This window comes from Enterobacter sp. WP_7_1, assembly GCF_003688535.1.
Classification (GTDB): Bacteria; Pseudomonadota; Gammaproteobacteria; order Enterobacterales; family Enterobacteriaceae; genus Enterobacter; species Enterobacter asburiae.
On sequence record NZ_REFK01000002.1, the window covers coordinates 508,177 to 524,187 of the forward strand.

At 54.3% G+C, this 16,011-nt stretch carries 17 protein-coding genes and 1 other annotated feature; of the genes, 7 read left to right on the forward strand and 10 right to left on the reverse strand.

The window, feature by feature from the left end:
• The first annotated feature begins 89 nt into the window (after positions 1–89).
• Together gndA and ugd are read left to right on the forward strand one after the other, a co-directional pair.
• On the forward strand, positions 90–1,496 hold the full coding sequence (gene gndA, locus BJ885_RS11670) for an NADP-dependent phosphogluconate dehydrogenase (protein WP_063923185.1): 1,407 nt from the start codon (positions 90–92) through the stop codon (positions 1,494–1,496).
• Between the two features lie 226 nt (positions 1,497–1,722).
• Positions 1,723–2,889: a UDP-glucose 6-dehydrogenase gene (ugd, locus tag BJ885_RS11675; RefSeq protein ID WP_059347010.1), complete on the forward strand. Its 1,167-nt coding sequence runs from the start codon at positions 1,723–1,725 to the stop codon at positions 2,887–2,889.
• Positions 2,890–2,941: 52 nt separating this feature from the next.
• Here the strand turns inward: ugd and BJ885_RS11680 are convergent, their stop codons facing one another.
• Entirely contained in the window at positions 2,942–3,946 is a 1,005-nt protein-coding gene (locus BJ885_RS11680; RefSeq protein ID WP_059347009.1) for an NAD-dependent epimerase, read from the reverse strand.
• A 192-nt stretch (positions 3,947–4,138) separates the two neighbouring features.
• On the opposite strand from BJ885_RS11680, the gene wzzB reads away from it, so the two are divergent.
• Entirely contained in the window at positions 4,139–5,119 is a 981-nt protein-coding gene (gene wzzB, locus BJ885_RS11685) for an LPS O-antigen chain length determinant protein WzzB (protein ID WP_029739242.1), read from the forward strand.
• Between the two features lie 40 nt (positions 5,120–5,159).
• Here the strand turns inward: wzzB and hisIE are convergent, their stop codons facing one another.
• The 9 genes from hisIE to hisL all read right to left on the reverse strand — a co-directional run bounded on the left by hisIE (position 5,160) and on the right by hisL (position 12,376).
• Positions 5,160–5,771 (reverse strand): bifunctional phosphoribosyl-AMP cyclohydrolase/phosphoribosyl-ATP diphosphatase HisIE, encoded by a 612-nt coding sequence (hisIE, locus tag BJ885_RS11690; protein WP_029739243.1) that lies wholly within the window; start codon positions 5,769–5,771, stop codon positions 5,160–5,162.
• Positions 5,765–6,541: an imidazole glycerol phosphate synthase subunit HisF gene (gene hisF, locus BJ885_RS11695; protein WP_023312370.1), complete on the reverse strand. Its 777-nt coding sequence runs from the start codon at positions 6,539–6,541 to the stop codon at positions 5,765–5,767. The genes hisIE and hisF overlap by 7 nt, the downstream gene beginning before the upstream one ends.
• Positions 6,523–7,260: a 1-(5-phosphoribosyl)-5-[(5-phosphoribosylamino)methylideneamino]imidazole-4-carboxamide isomerase gene (hisA, locus tag BJ885_RS11700; protein ID WP_047647359.1), complete on the reverse strand. Its 738-nt coding sequence runs from the start codon at positions 7,258–7,260 to the stop codon at positions 6,523–6,525. Before hisA ends, hisF begins: the two co-directional genes overlap by 19 nt.
• Positions 7,260–7,850 (reverse strand): imidazole glycerol phosphate synthase subunit HisH, encoded by a 591-nt coding sequence (gene hisH / locus BJ885_RS11705; protein WP_023336242.1) that lies wholly within the window; start codon positions 7,848–7,850, stop codon positions 7,260–7,262. The genes hisA and hisH overlap by 1 nt, the downstream gene beginning before the upstream one ends.
• Positions 7,850–8,917 (reverse strand): bifunctional histidinol-phosphatase/imidazoleglycerol-phosphate dehydratase HisB, encoded by a 1,068-nt coding sequence (hisB, locus tag BJ885_RS11710; protein ID WP_121931986.1) that lies wholly within the window; start codon positions 8,915–8,917, stop codon positions 7,850–7,852. Before hisB ends, hisH begins: the two co-directional genes overlap by 1 nt.
• Complete coding sequence (hisC, locus tag BJ885_RS11715) at positions 8,914–9,975, reverse strand: histidinol-phosphate transaminase (protein ID WP_121931987.1); 1,062 nt, start codon at positions 9,973–9,975, stop codon at positions 8,914–8,916. The genes hisB and hisC overlap by 4 nt, the downstream gene beginning before the upstream one ends.
• Complete coding sequence (gene hisD / locus BJ885_RS11720) at positions 9,972–11,276, reverse strand: histidinol dehydrogenase (RefSeq protein ID WP_121932101.1); 1,305 nt, start codon at positions 11,274–11,276, stop codon at positions 9,972–9,974. The genes hisC and hisD overlap by 4 nt, the downstream gene beginning before the upstream one ends.
• 5 nt (positions 11,277–11,281) lie before the next feature.
• A complete protein-coding gene (gene hisG, locus BJ885_RS11725) occupies positions 11,282–12,181 on the reverse strand; it encodes an ATP phosphoribosyltransferase (RefSeq protein WP_000886595.1) in 900 nt (299 codons plus the stop codon).
• 45 nt (positions 12,182–12,226) lie between these two features.
• Positions 12,227–12,350, reverse strand: a sequence feature (His leader region).
• Entirely contained in the window at positions 12,326–12,376 is a 51-nt protein-coding gene (hisL, locus tag BJ885_RS11730) for a his operon leader peptide (RefSeq protein ID WP_001364200.1), read from the reverse strand. (Overlaps the previous feature by 25 nt.)
• A 175-nt stretch (positions 12,377–12,551) precedes the next feature.
• Here hisL and BJ885_RS11735 point away from each other — a divergent pair, with 175 nt between their 5' ends.
• The 4 genes from BJ885_RS11735 to plaP all read left to right on the forward strand — a co-directional run bounded on the left by BJ885_RS11735 (position 12,552) and on the right by plaP (position 15,978).
• A complete protein-coding gene (locus BJ885_RS11735) occupies positions 12,552–13,376 on the forward strand; it encodes an SDR family oxidoreductase (protein WP_121931988.1) in 825 nt (274 codons plus the stop codon).
• Between the two features lie 42 nt (positions 13,377–13,418).
• The gene (locus BJ885_RS11740; RefSeq protein ID WP_033145949.1) at positions 13,419–14,348 is read left to right on the forward strand and encodes a LysR substrate-binding domain-containing protein; all 930 of its coding nucleotides are present in this window, start codon (positions 13,419–13,421) and stop codon (positions 14,346–14,348) included.
• Positions 14,349–14,567: 219 nt separating this feature from the next.
• A complete protein-coding gene (yoeI, locus tag BJ885_RS23575) occupies positions 14,568–14,630 on the forward strand; it encodes a membrane protein YoeI (protein WP_103791507.1) in 63 nt (20 codons plus the stop codon).
• On the forward strand, positions 14,620–15,978 hold the full coding sequence (gene plaP, locus BJ885_RS11750; RefSeq protein WP_023312362.1) for a putrescine/proton symporter PlaP: 1,359 nt from the start codon (positions 14,620–14,622) through the stop codon (positions 15,976–15,978). Before yoeI ends, plaP begins: the two co-directional genes overlap by 11 nt.
• Positions 15,979–16,011 lie beyond the last annotated feature (33 nt).

Consider the following 16,011-nt stretch of genomic DNA (forward strand, 5'->3'; position numbering starts at 1 on the left):
ACCTCTGCTCTCGATTTCTGAGTTAAGATAATTCGATATTATATCCACCGGGAAGTACCCGGTGGGACCACACCTGACAGGAGTATGTAATGTCCAAGCAACAGATCGGCGTTGTCGGTATGGCAGTGATGGGGCGCAACCTGGCGCTCAACATCGAAAGCCGTGGTTATACCGTCTCCGTTTTCAACCGCTCCCGTGATAAGACCGAAGAAGTTATTGCCGAGAACCCAGGCAAGAAACTGGTTCCTTTCTATACGGTGAAAGAGTTCGTTGAGTCTCTGGAAACGCCTCGTCGTATCCTGTTAATGGTGAAAGCGGGCGCAGGCACCGATGCAGCTATCGATTCCCTGAAGCCTTACCTCGAAAAAGGTGACATCATTATTGATGGCGGTAACACCTTCTTCCTGGACACCATTCGTCGTAACCGTGAACTGTCTGCTGAAGGCTTCAACTTCATCGGTACCGGGGTTTCCGGTGGTGAAGAGGGCGCCCTGAAAGGCCCATCTATCATGCCTGGCGGCCAGAAAGATGCGTACGAACTCGTTGCGCCTATCCTGACCAAAATCGCAGCCGTGGCTGAAGATGGTGAGCCTTGCGTAACATACATCGGTGCCGACGGTGCAGGCCACTATGTGAAAATGGTGCACAACGGTATCGAATACGGCGACATGCAGCTGATTGCTGAAGCTTATTCCCTGCTGAAAGGCGGTCTGAACCTCTCTAATGAAGAGCTGGCTGAAACCTTTACCGAGTGGAACAAAGGCGAGCTGAACAGCTACCTGATCGACATCACCAAAGATATCTTCACGAAAAAAGATGAAGAGGGTAAATACCTGGTTGATGTGATTCTGGATGAAGCTGCGAACAAAGGTACCGGTAAATGGACCAGCCAGAGCTCTCTGGATCTGGGCGAACCGCTGTCTTTGATCACCGAATCCGTCTTTGCGCGTTACATCTCTTCCCTGAAAGAGCAGCGTGTCGCGGCGTCTAAAGTGCTGTCAGGCCCACAGGCTAAACCAGCAGGTGACAAAGCCGAATTTGTTGAAAAAGTTCGTCGTGCCCTGTACCTGGGGAAAATCGTTTCTTACGCGCAGGGCTTCTCTCAGCTGCGTGCGGCGTCAGACGAGAACAACTGGGATCTGAACTACGGTGAAATCGCGAAGATCTTCCGCGCGGGTTGCATCATTCGTGCGCAGTTCCTGCAGAAAATCACCGATGCCTATGCTGAAAACGCCGGTATCGCCAACCTGCTGCTGGCACCGTACTTCAAGAAGATTGCGGATGAATATCAGCAGGCGCTGCGTGACGTGGTTGCCTACGCTGTCCAGAACGGGATCCCGGTTCCGACCTTCTCTGCTGCAGTAGCCTACTACGACAGCTACCGCGCGGCCGTTCTGCCTGCCAACCTGATTCAGGCACAGCGTGACTACTTTGGTGCGCATACTTACAAACGCACCGATAAAGAAGGCGTGTTCCATACTGAATGGATGGAATAAGTTAACTTACTCGCTGTAATCAAAACCCGGAGCCAGTCTCCGGGTTTTTTTATGCAAAAAATGTCGCCTGTTATTCGAAGTAGTCTGAATATCGCCCCGCTCGTAGTGATTACTCCTGGTTTGCCTTGACAGTTCAGTTTGCCAGGAGGTACAAAGCCCAACAGTTATGTTTATCGCGATGGTCTGGCGGCCATCAGTACAGTTAACTCACAGAAGTCATTAGCGAATGAAAATAACAATCTCCGGAACAGGGTATGTCGGTCTTTCTAACGGCATTCTGATTGCCCAGAATCATGAAGTGGTTGCGCTGGATATCGTGCAGGCCAAAGTGGATATGCTCAATCAGAAAAAATCGCCGATTGTGGATAAAGAAATCCAGGACTATCTCAGCAATAAACCGCTGAATTTCCGCGCCACGACAGATAAAGAAGATGCATACCGCGATGCGGATTACGTCATCATTGCGACGCCTACTGACTACGATCCTAAAACCAACTACTTCAACACCTCAACTGTAGAGGCGGTGATCAAAGACGTTATCGCGATCAACCCTGATGCGGTAATGGTCATTAAATCGACCATTCCTGTTGGTTTTACCAAATCCATTAAAGAAAAATTCGGTATTGATAATATCTTCTTCTCGCCGGAATTCCTGCGTGAGGGTAGAGCGCTTTACGATAACCTGCATCCTTCGCGTATCGTTATTGGCGAACGTTCTGAGCGCGCTGAACGTTTTGCCGCACTGCTGCAGGAAGGCGCAGTGAAGAAAGATATTCAGGTGCTGTTCACCGACTCCACCGAAGCTGAGGCGATTAAGCTCTTCGCGAATACCTACCTGGCAATGCGAGTAGCTTATTTCAATGAGCTCGACAGCTACGCAGAGAGTCTTGGACTGAATACCCGCCAGATTATTGAAGGGGTGTGTCTCGACCCGCGTATTGGCAACCACTACAACAACCCGTCATTTGGCTACGGCGGCTATTGCCTGCCAAAAGACACTAAGCAACTGCTGGCAAACTATCAGGCTGTACCGAACAATCTGATATCGGCGATTGTTGATGCTAACCGTACACGTAAAGATTTCATTTCCGACTCCATTCTTGCGCGTCAACCGAAGGTTGTTGGTGTGTACCGTCTGATCATGAAGAGTGGCTCCGATAACTTCCGCGCCTCTTCCATTCAGGGGATCATGAAGCGCATTAAGGCGAAAGGGGTTGAGGTTGTTATCTATGAGCCTGCCATGCCGGACGATCAGTTCTTCAATTCCCGTGTGATCCGCGATCTGGATGCCTTTAAGAAAGAAGCTGATGTCATCATTTCAAACCGCATGGCGGAAGAGCTGGCTGATGTAGCGGATAAGGTTTATACCCGCGATCTGTTTGGTAGCGACTGATTCTCTGCTTTATCCTGTAAAAAACCCGGCTGAATTGCCGGGTTTTTTATTTTCAGACCTTGTAGAAATCGCGATACCAGTCAACGAAGTTCTTTACTCCGTCTTTGACTGCGGTTTGCGGTTTAAAACCAATCACGTCATACAGTGCTTTAGTGTCTGCGCTGGTTTCCAGTACGTCGCCTGGCTGGAGAGGCAGCAAGTTTTTCTCGGCTTTTTTACCCAGCGCGTCTTCCAGGGCGGTAATGTAATCCATCAGTTCTACTGGCGAACTGTTACCGATGTTATAAACCCGGTAAGGCGCTGAGCTGGTTGCCGGGGAGCCGGTCTCAACGGTCCAGTTAGCATCTGCCTGAGGAATAATATCCTGCAGACGAATAATTGCTTCAGCGATGTCATCAATATACGTGAAGTCGCGCTTCATCTTACCGTAGTTATAGACATCAATGCTTTTGCCTTCAATCATCGCCTTAGTAAACTTAAACAGGGCCATGTCCGGGCGTCCCCACGGACCGTACACGGTAAAGAAGCGCAGGCCGGTGGTCGGCAGATTGTAGAGATGCGAATAGGTATGCGACATCAGTTCATTGGCTTTTTTGGTCGCGGCATAGAGCGATACCGGGTGATCCACGGAATCGTCAGTGGAGAAAGGCATCTTGCGGTTGAGGCCATATACGGAGCTGGATGAGGCATAGAGAAGATGCTGAACGTTATTATGGCGGCAGCCTTCCAGCACGTTGAGATGGCCGATAAGGTTGGCATCCGCATAGGCGTGCGGATTTTCCAGGGAGTAGCGTACGCCTGCCTGTGCGGCCAGGTGAATGACGCGATCAAATTTCTCACTGGCGAAAAGCGTGGCCATACCTTCGCGGTCAGCTAATTCCAGCTTGTGAAAGGTGAAACGCTCAGATTTTAACAGTTCCAGGCGTGCCAGCTTCAGGTTGACATCGTAGTATTCATTGAGGTTATCGATACCAACAACCTGATGACCGGCCTCAAGGAGGCGTTTACTGACATTCGCACCGATAAAACCTGCAGCGCCCGTGACCAAAAATTTCATAGCTTCCCTCATAAACCTTTTCTTACAGATGCCATAGCGCATCAGACGACGTCTATGATAGCGCGAAGGGTGCAGGTTACATAACCCATCTTTCCGATATAACTCATCGGATTCTTATAGAAAAATCTTCAGCAATATATACACTATGCAAACATAATAATGTTTACCCTTTTTTTATCTGTTAGGGATTGTATGACGCAAAACAACAATAGCCCGGTCAGCCGAAGCAATGACCCTGAGCACATTGATTTATTTGATTTAATGTTACAGTTGTGGCGTGGGAAGTGGACGATAGCAATCTTTGTTGTTGTTTTTATTGCCATGGCAATTGGATATCTAGCATTCGCAAAGGAAAAATGGACCTCAAGGGCGATTATTGCACAACCTGATGCGGCCCAGATAGCAACCTATTCAAATGCATTGAACATCCTCTATGGCAGTGCTGCCCCTTCAATGCTGGACATTCAAACGCGCGCGATTGGACGTTTTAACTCTTCTTTCTCCGCGTTATCGCAGGCACTCGACAATCAGGACGTACCTGAAAAACTTACCATTGAACCTGCTGTTAAAGGGGAAACGCTGCCGTTAAGCGTCACCTATACCAGCACATCAGCTGAAGCTGCTCAAAAGCAGCTTGCGCAGTATATCCAGCAGGTTGATGGACAAACGGCAAAAGAACTTGCTCTTGACCTCAAGGACAATATCAAGGAGCAGATTAAAACCCTGAACGATTCTCTGGTAAGTCAGGAGAAGGTCGCTCAGGAGCAGAAAGATCTGCGAATCAAACAGATTGCTGAGGCACTGAAGAATGCTGAGGCAGCGAAAATTACCTCGCCGCGCATTCAGCAGACCCAGGATGTAACCCAGGAAACGATGTTCCTGCTGGGAAGCGACGGGCTGAAATCGATGATTGACAATGAAGCTTCACGCCCGCTGATCTTCTCAGCCGCGTATTATCAGACCAAACAAAATCTGTTGGATATCCAGAATCTGAACGTAAATCCGGACACTATTCACGTTTATCGTTACGTTATGAAGCCAGATCTGCCTGTCCATCGTGACAGCCCAAAAAAACCTATTATTCTGATCCTTGCCGTGCTGCTGGGCTTAATGATGGGTTCTGTAGTAGTACTCGCGCGTAATGGAATACGCAACTACAAACCCAAAGCCTGATTTGCAGATTAAAAAAAACCGGGGAATATCCCCGGTTTTTTTATTTGTGACGTTTGCGAAGATTTTCAATCACCGCCGTCAAATCCAGCTCCTGATCCTGCAGCAGCACCAGCAGGTGGTACATCAAATCAGACGCTTCATTCGTCAGCTCCTCGCGGTCATGTACGGTCGCGGCCAGTGCGGTTTCAACGCCTTCTTCACCCACCTTCTGTGCAATACGCTTGGTTCCGCTGGCGTACAGCTTCGCGGTGTAGGAGCTCTCGGGATCAGCCGTTTTACGCTCTGCAAGCAGTTGCTCCAGTTGATACAGGAACAACCACTGGTGGCTCGTCTCGCCGAAGCAGCTGCTGGTGCCCTTATGGCAGGTTGGGCCGATTGGGTTTGCCAGCACGAGCAGGGTATCGTTATCGCAGTCAGGCGCCATGCTGACCACGTTCAGGAAATGACCCGAGGTTTCGCCTTTGGTCCACAGGCGCTGTTTCGTGCGCGAGTAAAAGGTCACTTTGCCGCTGTCGATTGTTTTCGTCAGCGCGTCCTGGTTCATATATCCCAGCATCAGCACTTCGCCTGAGACGGCATGCTGGACAACCACCGGCAGTAATCCGTCAGTTTTTTCCCAGTCCAGCTGCGCCTGTTGTTGCTCTGTTAACATACCCTGATCTCCACGCCCTGGCCGGCCAGGTACGTTTTTAACTCACCAATATTAATAATCTGTTTGTGGAACACGGACGCGGCCAGCGCGCCGTCCACGTTGGCATCGCGGAAGGCTTCAAGGAAGTGTTCCATGGTGCCCGCACCGCCGGAGGCAATCAGCGGAACGTGGCAGACCGCACGGACTTTTTTCAGTTGCTCGAGGTCATACCCGTTACGCACGCCGTCCTGGTTCATCATGTTGAGGACAATTTCACCCGCGCCACGCTTCTGCACTTCCTGCACCCAGTCGAGCGTTTCCCACTGCGTCACGCGCGTGCGGCTTTCATCCCCGGTGTACTGGTTTACGTGGTACTTGCCCGTTGCGGCGTCATACCAGGTGTCGATCCCAACCACAATACACTGCACGCCAAAACGATCTGCAAGGCGGGTAATAAGCTCCGGGTCGGCCAGGGCAGGGGAGTTGATAGAAATCTTGTCGGCGCCAAACGAGAGAATTTTGGCGGCGTCGTCAGCGGACTTAATCCCGCCCGCCACGCAGAACGGAATGTCGATCACTTCCGCCACGCGTGCCACCCAGCTTTTATCGACCACGCGGCCATCGCTTGAAGCGGTAATATCATAAAAAACCAGCTCGTCGGCGCCTTCATCGGCATAGCGTTTTGCCAGCGGGACGATGTCGCCAATGATCTCGTGGTTGCGGAACTGCACGCCTTTCACGACCTGACCATCGCGTACGTCCAGGCAGGGGATTATCCGTTTTGCCAGCATTGAATCGCCTCCGTCACAGTAAATTTTCCTTCCAGCAGGGCCCGGCCCACAATCACACCTTGCACACCGGTACCGCGCAGCGCGGCCACGTCCTCTATATCACCGATACCGCCAGAAGACTGGAACGCTACCTGCGGATAACGCGCGCAGACCTCTTCATACAGCGAGACGTTGGAGCCCGCCAGCGTTCCGTCCCGGGATATGTCCGTGCACAACACGTGCTTCAGACCAACGGGAAGATAGATATCGACCAGCTCTTCCAGCGTCACGCCGGAGTTTTCCTGCCAGCCGCTAACGGCCACCTGCTTATTACCCTGTTCATCAATACGCACGTCCAGCGCCAGGACCAGGGCATCGGCGCCAAAGCGGCGGAACCAGCCTTTCACGGTCTCAGGATCTTTCACGGCGGTTGAACCCACCACCACGCGGGCCACGCCAGCGTCCAGCAGCGCCGCGACGTCATCTTCCGTACGCACGCCGCCGCCGACCTGGACGGGCACATCAACACCCGCAACAAGTTGTTTAAGCAGCGGGATCTGGCGTTTCGCCGGGTCTTTCGCGCCCGTCAAATCCACGAGGTGCAATACCTGCGCACCCTGAGCGGCATAATCCTGCAGACGCGGCAGCGGGTCGTTTCCGTAGTCGCGCTGCTGGCCATAATCGCCCTGGTGGAGACGAACAACCGTACCGTCAATTAAATCTAAAGCGGGAATAATCATCACATCTCCAGGAAGTTTTTCAGCAGCTGCGCGCCCGCGGCGCCAGAGCGCTCCGGGTGAAACTGCACGCCGAAGAAATTGTCTTTCTGTACGGCTGCCGTAAACGCCTCGCCGTAGGTGCACTGGGCGATCGTGTTCACGTTCACCGGCATGGCGTAGCTGTGCACGAAGTAAAAATACGCACCATCTTCGATGCCGCGAAACAGCCTGTCGCCCGCTTTAGCGTAAACGCGGTTCCAGCCCATGTGCGGCAGAGGCAGGCCGTGGTCGGTCATTTTCGGCACGTCTTCGTCAATAATACCCAGCAGGTCAACGCCGTTGCTCTCTTCGCTGCGACGGCCCAGGATCTGCATGCCAAGGCAAATGCCCAGCACCGGCTGGGTACAGGCTTTGATCAGATCGACCAGCTCACGTTCGCGAATCTGATCCATCGCTGCCTGCGCGGTTCCCACGCCCGGTAAAAAGAGTTTGTCGGCGCGCAGCACCACGTCCGGGTCACGGCTCACCGCCGGCTCATAGCCGTGGCGCGCAATGGCCGATTTCACGGAGTTCAGGTTGGCGCATCCGGTATCCAGAATCACCACGTTCATTACAACACTCCTTTCGACGAGGGAAGGGCGTCACCTTCCACGCGAATTGCCTGGCGAAGGGTACGGCCAAAGGCTTTAAAGAGGCTCTCCACGCGGTGGTGATCGTTCTTGCCCTTGGTCTTCAGGTGCAGCGTCAGGCCCATGGTGTAGGACAGTGAGCGGAAGAAGTGCTCCACCATTTCGGTGCTCAGATCGCCCACGCGCTGATAGGTGAAATCGGCTTTATATTCCAGGTGCGGACGACCGGAGATGTCCATCGCGCAGCGCGCCAGACACTCGTCCATCGGCAGGACAAAGCCAAAACGGTTAATGCCGCGCTTATCGCCGAGCGCCAGCTTCAGGGCCTCGCCCAGCGCCAGGCCGGTATCTTCCACGGTGTGGTGATCGTCGATATAGAGGTCGCCTTTTACCGCGATCTCCATGCGGAAGCCGCCGTGGGTGGCAATCTGATCCAGCATGTGATCGAAGAAACCGACGCCGGTGTGGATCTTGCTGCCACCTTCACGGTCCAGCCAGACCTTCACGTCAATCTGCGTCTCTTTAGTGTTGCGCTCAACGTGGGAATAGCGGTCGCGTTTTGTCAGCTGCTCGCCAATCTTCGCCCAGTTAAGGTTGTTGCGGTCGTAGCGCAGCCCCGCGATGCCCATGTTTTCCGCCAGCGTAATATCGGTGATGCGATCGCCGATGACATAGCTGTTGGTTTTATCCAGCGCATCTTCAGCCAGGTAACGCTCTACCAGCTTCACCTTTGGCTTACGGCAGTCGCACTCGTCGGCCGGCATGTGCGGGCAAATCAGCACTTCATCAAATACCACGCCCTGAGAGGTCAGCACCTGCATCATCAGATTATGCGGGCCGTCAAAGTCTGCCTGCGGGAAGCTGTCGGTACCCAGACCATCCTGGTTGGTGATCATCACCAGCTTAAAGCCTGCTTTTTGCAGCTTGAGTAGCTCCGGGATAACGTCCGGTTCAAAAGCCAGCTTGTCGAATCGGTCGACCTGAAAATCGGCTGGTGGCTCCGAAATAAGGGTGCCGTCACGATCGATGAAAAGGATCTTCTGGGTCATATTTTCTCCGCTTTCAGGGCGTCAATCACGCGCTGGCTCTCTGCACGGGTGCCTACGGTAATGCGCAGGCACCCGCTCAGAGAAGGTTGTTTATTCTGGTCTCGTAAGATAATGCCCTGATCCCATAAAGATTTAAATACGGCACTGGAGGCGATGAAGCGCACCAGGATGTAGTTGGTTTCTGAGTCGAATACCTGCTCCACGCATGAGATATCCTTCAGGGCGGTCACCAGATACTGACGTTCCTCCAGAATTTGCGCCACGCGCTCGCGCATCGCGTTGATCCCCTGTGGCGTCAGCGCCTGTGCGGCAATATCGGCAACCGGCGTCGAGAGCGGGTACGGGGCGATCACTTTCAGCAGCAGGTCGATGACCTCTTTATTCGCCAGCGTGAATCCGCAGCGCAGACCCGCAAGGGCAAAGGCTTTCGACAGCGTACGCAGTACCACCAGGTGCGGGTACTCCTCCAGCCAGCCTGCCAGCGTCGCCTGCGGGCAGAACTCGATGTAGGCTTCGTCGGCCACCACCAGGGCTTTACCGCGCGTCATCTCCAGCAGGGTGCGGATATCCTGCGGGTTGATAATCTGTCCGGTCGGGTTGTTCGGGCTACAGACAAACACCACTTTTACGCCATCGAGATTGTCGGCAATGCCCTGCAAATCCAGCTGCCAGTTCTCCAGCGCCTGCACGTTGCGGCACGCCACGCCGAAGGTTTCCGCGCTAACGCTGTACATGCCGTAGGTAGGCTGGCAGTACATCACCGCGTCTTTGCCCGGCTCGCAGAAGGCGCGGATCAGCAGTTCAATGCCCTCATCAGCGCCGCGACTGACCAGCACCTGCTCTGGCTTCACTCCCGCATACTGCGCGTAGTTTTCAATCACCGCTTTCGGCTGACATTCCGGATAGCGGTTCAGCGTTTGCTGCGACAGCTCAAACTGCACCGCCGTCGGGAATTCGTTGGCGTTCAGCCAGACATCCCCTTTGCCGCCGAGACGACGCGCGGACTGGTAAGGCGTCAGGCGACGGACATTTTCTCGGGCTAATTCTTCAATGTTCATGCTTGCTCCTTCAGAGCTGCAACGCGCAGCGTAACGGCATTTTTGTGGGCGGTCAGCCGCTCGGCGGCAGCGAGGGTTTCAATTGTAGACGCCAGTGACGCAAACCCTTCGCGGGAGAGCTCCTGAACGGTCATGCGTTTCTGGAAATCCGCCAGGCCCAGGCTCGAACAGGTTGAGGTGTAGCCATACGTGGGCAGCACGTGGTTGGTGCCGGAGGCGTAATCGCCCGCAGACTCCGGTGACCAGTCGCCGAGGAACACCGAGCCTGCGCTGGTAATGCTGTCGACCAGATCGCGCGCGCTGCGGGTCTGAATAATCAGGTGCTCCGGACCGTACTGGTTGGAGATGGCAATGCACTGCGCCAGGTCGCGCGCCACAATCAGGCGGCTGGCCGCTAGTGCCTGACGTGCCGTGTCGGCGCGGGGCAGGTCGGCAAGCTGACGCTCCACGGCTTCGCCCACGCGTTTCGCCATATCGGCGTCCGGCGTCAGCAGGATGACCTGCGAGTCCGGGCCGTGTTCCGCCTGAGAAAGCAGGTCGGACGCCACGAAGTCCGGCGTTGCGCCGCTGTCGGCAATCACCAGCACCTCAGACGGGCCGGCAGGCATATCGATGGCCGCGCCGTCCAGACGCTGGCTGACCTGACGCTTGGCTTCGGTCACGTACGCATTGCCCGGGCCAAAAATCTTGTCGACCTTCGGAATGGATTCCGTGCCGAACGCCAGGGCTGAAATCGCCTGCGCGCCGCCCACTTTATATACCGCCTGCACGCCGCACAGCTTCGCCGCATAAAGGATCTCGTCGGCAATCGGTGGCGGTGAGCACAGCACCACTTTCTGACACCCGGCAATGCGTGCGGGAGTCGCCAGCATCAATACGGTGGAGAAAAGCGGGGCAGAGCCGCCGGGAATATAGAGGCCGACGGATGCAACCGGGCGCGTGACCTGCTGGCAACGCACGCCGGGCAGGGTTTCAACATCCACGGTCTGCAGCTTTTGCGCGGTGTGGAAGGTATCAATGTTTTTCACCGCGACGGCCATCGCCTGTTTGATGTCGTCACCCAGACGATTGCTGGCATCAATGATTTCCTGCTCGGTAACCCGTAATGCGCCGACTTCCGTCTTATCAAACTTCTCGCTGTATTCACGCAGCGCGTCATCGCCACGTGCTTTGACGTTGTCCAGGATCTCGGCCACGGTGCGTGAGATGCTTTCTGAGGCGGAAATCGCCGGGCGCATCAGCAGATCGCGCTGCTGTGCGTCGCTACAGGTATTCCAGTCGATGATTGTGTTAAAGCTCATGGCCATTACTCCATCATCTTCTCAATAGGCAGCACCAGGATGGAGCTTGCGCCCAGCGCCTTCAGTTTTTCCATGGTTTCCCAGAACAGGGTTTCGCTGCTCACCATGTGCATCGCCACGCGCTGCTGATCGCCCGCCAGCGGCAGGATCGTTGGACGCTCAGCGCCCGGCAGCAGGGCAATCACTTCATCCAGACGCTCGGTTGGGGCGTGCATCATGATGTATTTGGACTCACGCGCCTGAATCACGCCCTGAATACGGGTCAGCAGCTTGTCGATCAGCTGCTGCTTGGCATCGGCCATCTCGCCGTCGCGCTGAATCAGGCACGCTTTAGAGCGGTAGATCACTTCCACTTCGCGCAGACCGTTCGCTTCCAGCGTCGCGCCGGTCGAGACGAGATCGCAGATGGCGTCAGCCAGACCCGCACGCGGCGCCACTTCAACGGAGCCGTTCAGCAGGCAGGATTTAAACTGCACGCCTTTCTGGTCGAGATAACGCTTTAACAGGTGAGGGTAAGAGGTGGCAATACGTTTGCCGTTCAGCGCGGCCGGGCCGTCCCACGCTTCGTCAACCGGCGTAGCCAGCGACAGGCGGCAGCCGCCGAAGTCCAGACGACGCAGGGTGAAATAACGCGGATCTTCGCCCTGCGCGCGGCGGGTCAGCAGCTCTTCTTCCAGCACGTTTTCCCCGATGATGCCGAGGTCAACGACGCCGTCCATGACCAGGCCGGGAATATCGTCATCACGCACGCGCAGAATGTCGATGGGCATGTTTTCAGCCAGAGCAATCAGGCGCTGGGTGTGCAGGTTAATTTTAATCCCGCAGCGGGCCAGCAGTTCGCGTGAGTCATCGCTCAAACGGCCTGATTTTTGAATAGCTATGCGTAAGCGTGAGTTATCTAACATTCTTTATTCCTCGTTAACCTGTTTTAACCTGTCTGAATTCGGTCCAAAAAAAAGCCCCCGGAAGAAGATCTTCCGGGGGCTTTTTCATGCGTTCATGCACCACTGGAAGATCCAAACGTCTTCCAGCACACATCGCCTGAAAGACTAGTCAGGATGATGGTGATGATGGTGGTGTTTAAATTGAACGCGTGTCATATAAATTCTCGATGAATGCTTATTCATTTGATGTCTTTTAACCTAAACCAGTTGTACGACATATTGCAAGGGCTTTTTTTGATCATTAATTCATTTCATATTGATGCTATGAATTGTGTGTTCTGCCGGGCTGGCGTAGCCTTATAAAAGACGAGTAAGAGTCAGGAGAATTCGCATGAAAAAGGTCGCGATTGTCGGTTTAGGATGGCTGGGAATGCCGCTGGCGATGTCATTAGCCGCGAAAGGCTGGCAGGTGACCGGGAGCAAAACAACGGCGGATGGGGTGGAGGCAGCGCGCATGTGCGGTATTGACGGCGTTGAACTGCGCCTTGAACCGGAGCTGGTGTGTGATGCTGACGATCTGGACACGCTGATGAACGTCGATGCGCTGGTGATCACGCTCCCCGCGCGGCGCAGCGGGCCGGGCGAGTCGTTTTATCTGCAGGCGATGCAGGAGATCGTCGACAGCGCACTGGCGCACCATGTTCCGCGCATCATTTTTACCAGCTCGACGTCGGTCTATGGCGAGGTTGAAGGCGTTGTTAAGGAGAGTTCCGAGCGCCGTCCCGTTACGGCGAGCGGTCAGGTTCTGAAAGAGCTGGAAGACTGGCTGCATAATCTTCCCGGCACGCAGGTCGATATCGTACGTCTGGCGGGGCTGGTGGGCCCTGGCCGCCATCCGGGACGCTTTTTTGCCGGAAAATCTGCGCCGGACGGCCAGCATGTCGTCAATCTTGTCCATCTTGACGATGTTGTAAGCGCGATTGAGCTACTCTTACAGGCTCCGAAAGGTGGACACATCTATAATATATGTGCACCTTCCCATCCGGCGCGCAGCACGTTTTACCCGCTGATGGCACGTCAGCTGGGCCTGGCGGCGCCGGTTTTCGGTGAGGCAAAGGATGACAGTAAAGGCAAAATTGTTGATGGCAATCGCATTTGTCATGAGCTGGGGTTTGAGTATCAGTATCCCGATCCGCTGGTGATGCCCATGGAATAAGACCCGCAGCGGAGACGATCGCGCACCAGAAGGGGGGCGAGCATGAAACCGCTGCTGGATGTTCTTATTATTCTGGATGCTCTGGAAAAAGAGGGGAGCTTTGCCGCTGCGTCAGCAAAGCTCTACAAAACCCCATCTGCGCTGAGCTATACCGTTCAAAAACTGGAGAGCGATCTCAATATTCAGATCCTCGATCGCTCCGGGCACCGCGCTCGTTTTACCCGTACCGGACAGATGCTGCTGGAAAAAGGCCGTGAAGTCCTCCATACCGTTCGTGAGCTCGAAAAACAGGCCGTAAAACTCCATCAGGGATGGGAAAACGAGCTGGTTATTGGCGTGGATGATACCTTTCCGTTTTCTCTCCTGACGCCGCTGATTGAAGCCTTCTATCAACACCACAGCGTGACCCGGCTCATCTTTATCAACGGCGTGCTGGGTGGCTCCTGGGATGCCTTAACGCAGGGCAGGGCGGACATTTTCGTCGGTGCACTCCATGAGCCTCCCCAGCTGAGTGATTTTGGTTTTGCCCGGCTGGGCGTGCTGGAGCAGGTGTTTGCCATAGCGCCTCATCACCCGCTGGCTCAGGAACCCGAGCCGCTTAACCGTCGCGTGATTAAGGGCTACCGCGCCATAGTCGTCGGGGACAGCTCTCGTCCGGAATGTTCGGTCTCCTCGCAGCTGCTTGATGAGCAGGAGGCCATTACCGTTTTCGACTATAAAACCAAGCTGGAACTGCAAATAAGCGGCCTTGGCTGCGGCTATTTACCCCGCTATCTGGCGCAGCGGTTTATAGACAGCGGTGCGCTTGTTGAAAAACAGGTACTTGCTCAAAGCAGTAATGAATCGGTATGGGTAGGCTGGAATGAACAAACTGCCGGGCTTGCAAGCGCCTGGTGGCGAGACGAGATTTTAGCAAATAGTGCTATCGCCGCCGTTTACTCTCAGCCCGGCGTCCAGAAATCAGCCAGTTAGCAAAAAGAAAAACGGACCTGGCGTTGCAAAGTATTGCCTTTTGTATCCGATGTGGGGCAAAATGCCGCCGCTGCAACCAAATGAATAATCGACGATATAAAAGGCGTCGGTTATTTTTTTTTGCATGTACGAAACGAAACTAAAAACCAAGAGGCCGGGCTTCGTACCGGATAGATATTTACTAAAATCCGACAGTTGTTGTCGCTGAGGAAGAAAGAAATGGGGCACTTTTTCGCTTACGTGGCGGTTATCACCGTAAAGGAGAATAACTATGTCGCATAACGCAACTCCAAACACCTCTCGCGTGGAATTACGTAAAACGCTTACGTTGATTCCGGTTGTTATGATGGGCCTTGCCTATATGCAACCGATGACGCTGTTCGATACATTCGGTATCGTATCAGGCCTCACAGACGGTCATGTGCCGACGGCATACGGCTTCGCGCTGATTGCGATCCTCTTTACCGCGCTGAGCTACGGTAAGCTGGTACGTCGCTATCCGTCTGCTGGTTCCGCCTACACCTATGCCCAGAAATCCATCAGCCCGACAGTTGGCTTTATGGTGGGCTGGTCTTCGCTGCTCGACTATCTGTTCGCGCCGATGATCAACATTCTGCTGGCAAAAATTTATTTTGAAGCGCTGGTGCCGTCGATTCCATCCTGGATGTTCGTCGTGGCGCTGGTGGCCTTTATGACTGCCTTTAACCTGCGCAGCATTAAGTCCGTTGCCAACTTTAACTCCGTGATCGTCGTCCTTCAGGTTGTCCTGATTGCCGTTATTCTTGGCATGGTGATTTACGGTGTGTTCCACGGTGAAGGTGCCGGCACTCTGGCGAGCAGCAAGCCGTTCTGGTCTGGTGATGCCCATGTGATCCCGATGATTACCGGGGCAACCATTCTGTGCTTCTCCTTTACCGGTTTTGACGGCATCAGCAACCTGTCTGAAGAAACGAAAGATGCAGAGCGCGTGATCCCTCGTGCAATCTTCCTGACGGCGCTGATTGGTGGTCTGATCTTTATTTTCTCGACCTATTTCCTGCAGCTGTACTTCCCGGATATCTCCCGCTTCAAAGATCCGGATGCGTCTCAGCCGGAAATCATGCTCTATGTGGCGGGTAAAGCGTTCCAGGTTGGCGCGCTGATCTTCTCCACCATTACCGTACTGGCGTCCGGTATGGCCGCGCATGCAGGCGTTGCGCGTCTGATGTACGTGATGGGCCGCGATGGCGTATTCCCGAAAAGCTTCTTCGGCTACGTTCATCCAACCTGGCGTACCCCGGCGATGAACATCATCCTGGTCGGTGCCATTGCGCTGCTGGCGATTAACTTTGACCTGGTGATGGCAACGGCGCTGATTAACTTCGGTGCGCTGGTGGCGTTCACCTTTGTTAACCTGTCGGTTATCTCTCAGTTCTGGATCCGTGAAAAGCGTAACAAGACGCTGAAAGACCACTTCCAGTATCTGTTCCTGCCGATGTGCGGTGCCCTGACCGTGGGCGCGCTGTGGGTTAACCTGGAAGAGAGCTCTATGGTGCTTGGCCTGATTTGGGCGGGTATCGGCCTGATTTACCTGGCCTGCGTCACGAAGAGCTTCCGTAACCCGGTTCCTCAGTACGAAGACGTCGCGTAATGACTCGCCGGGTGGCGCTAGCGCTTGCCCGGC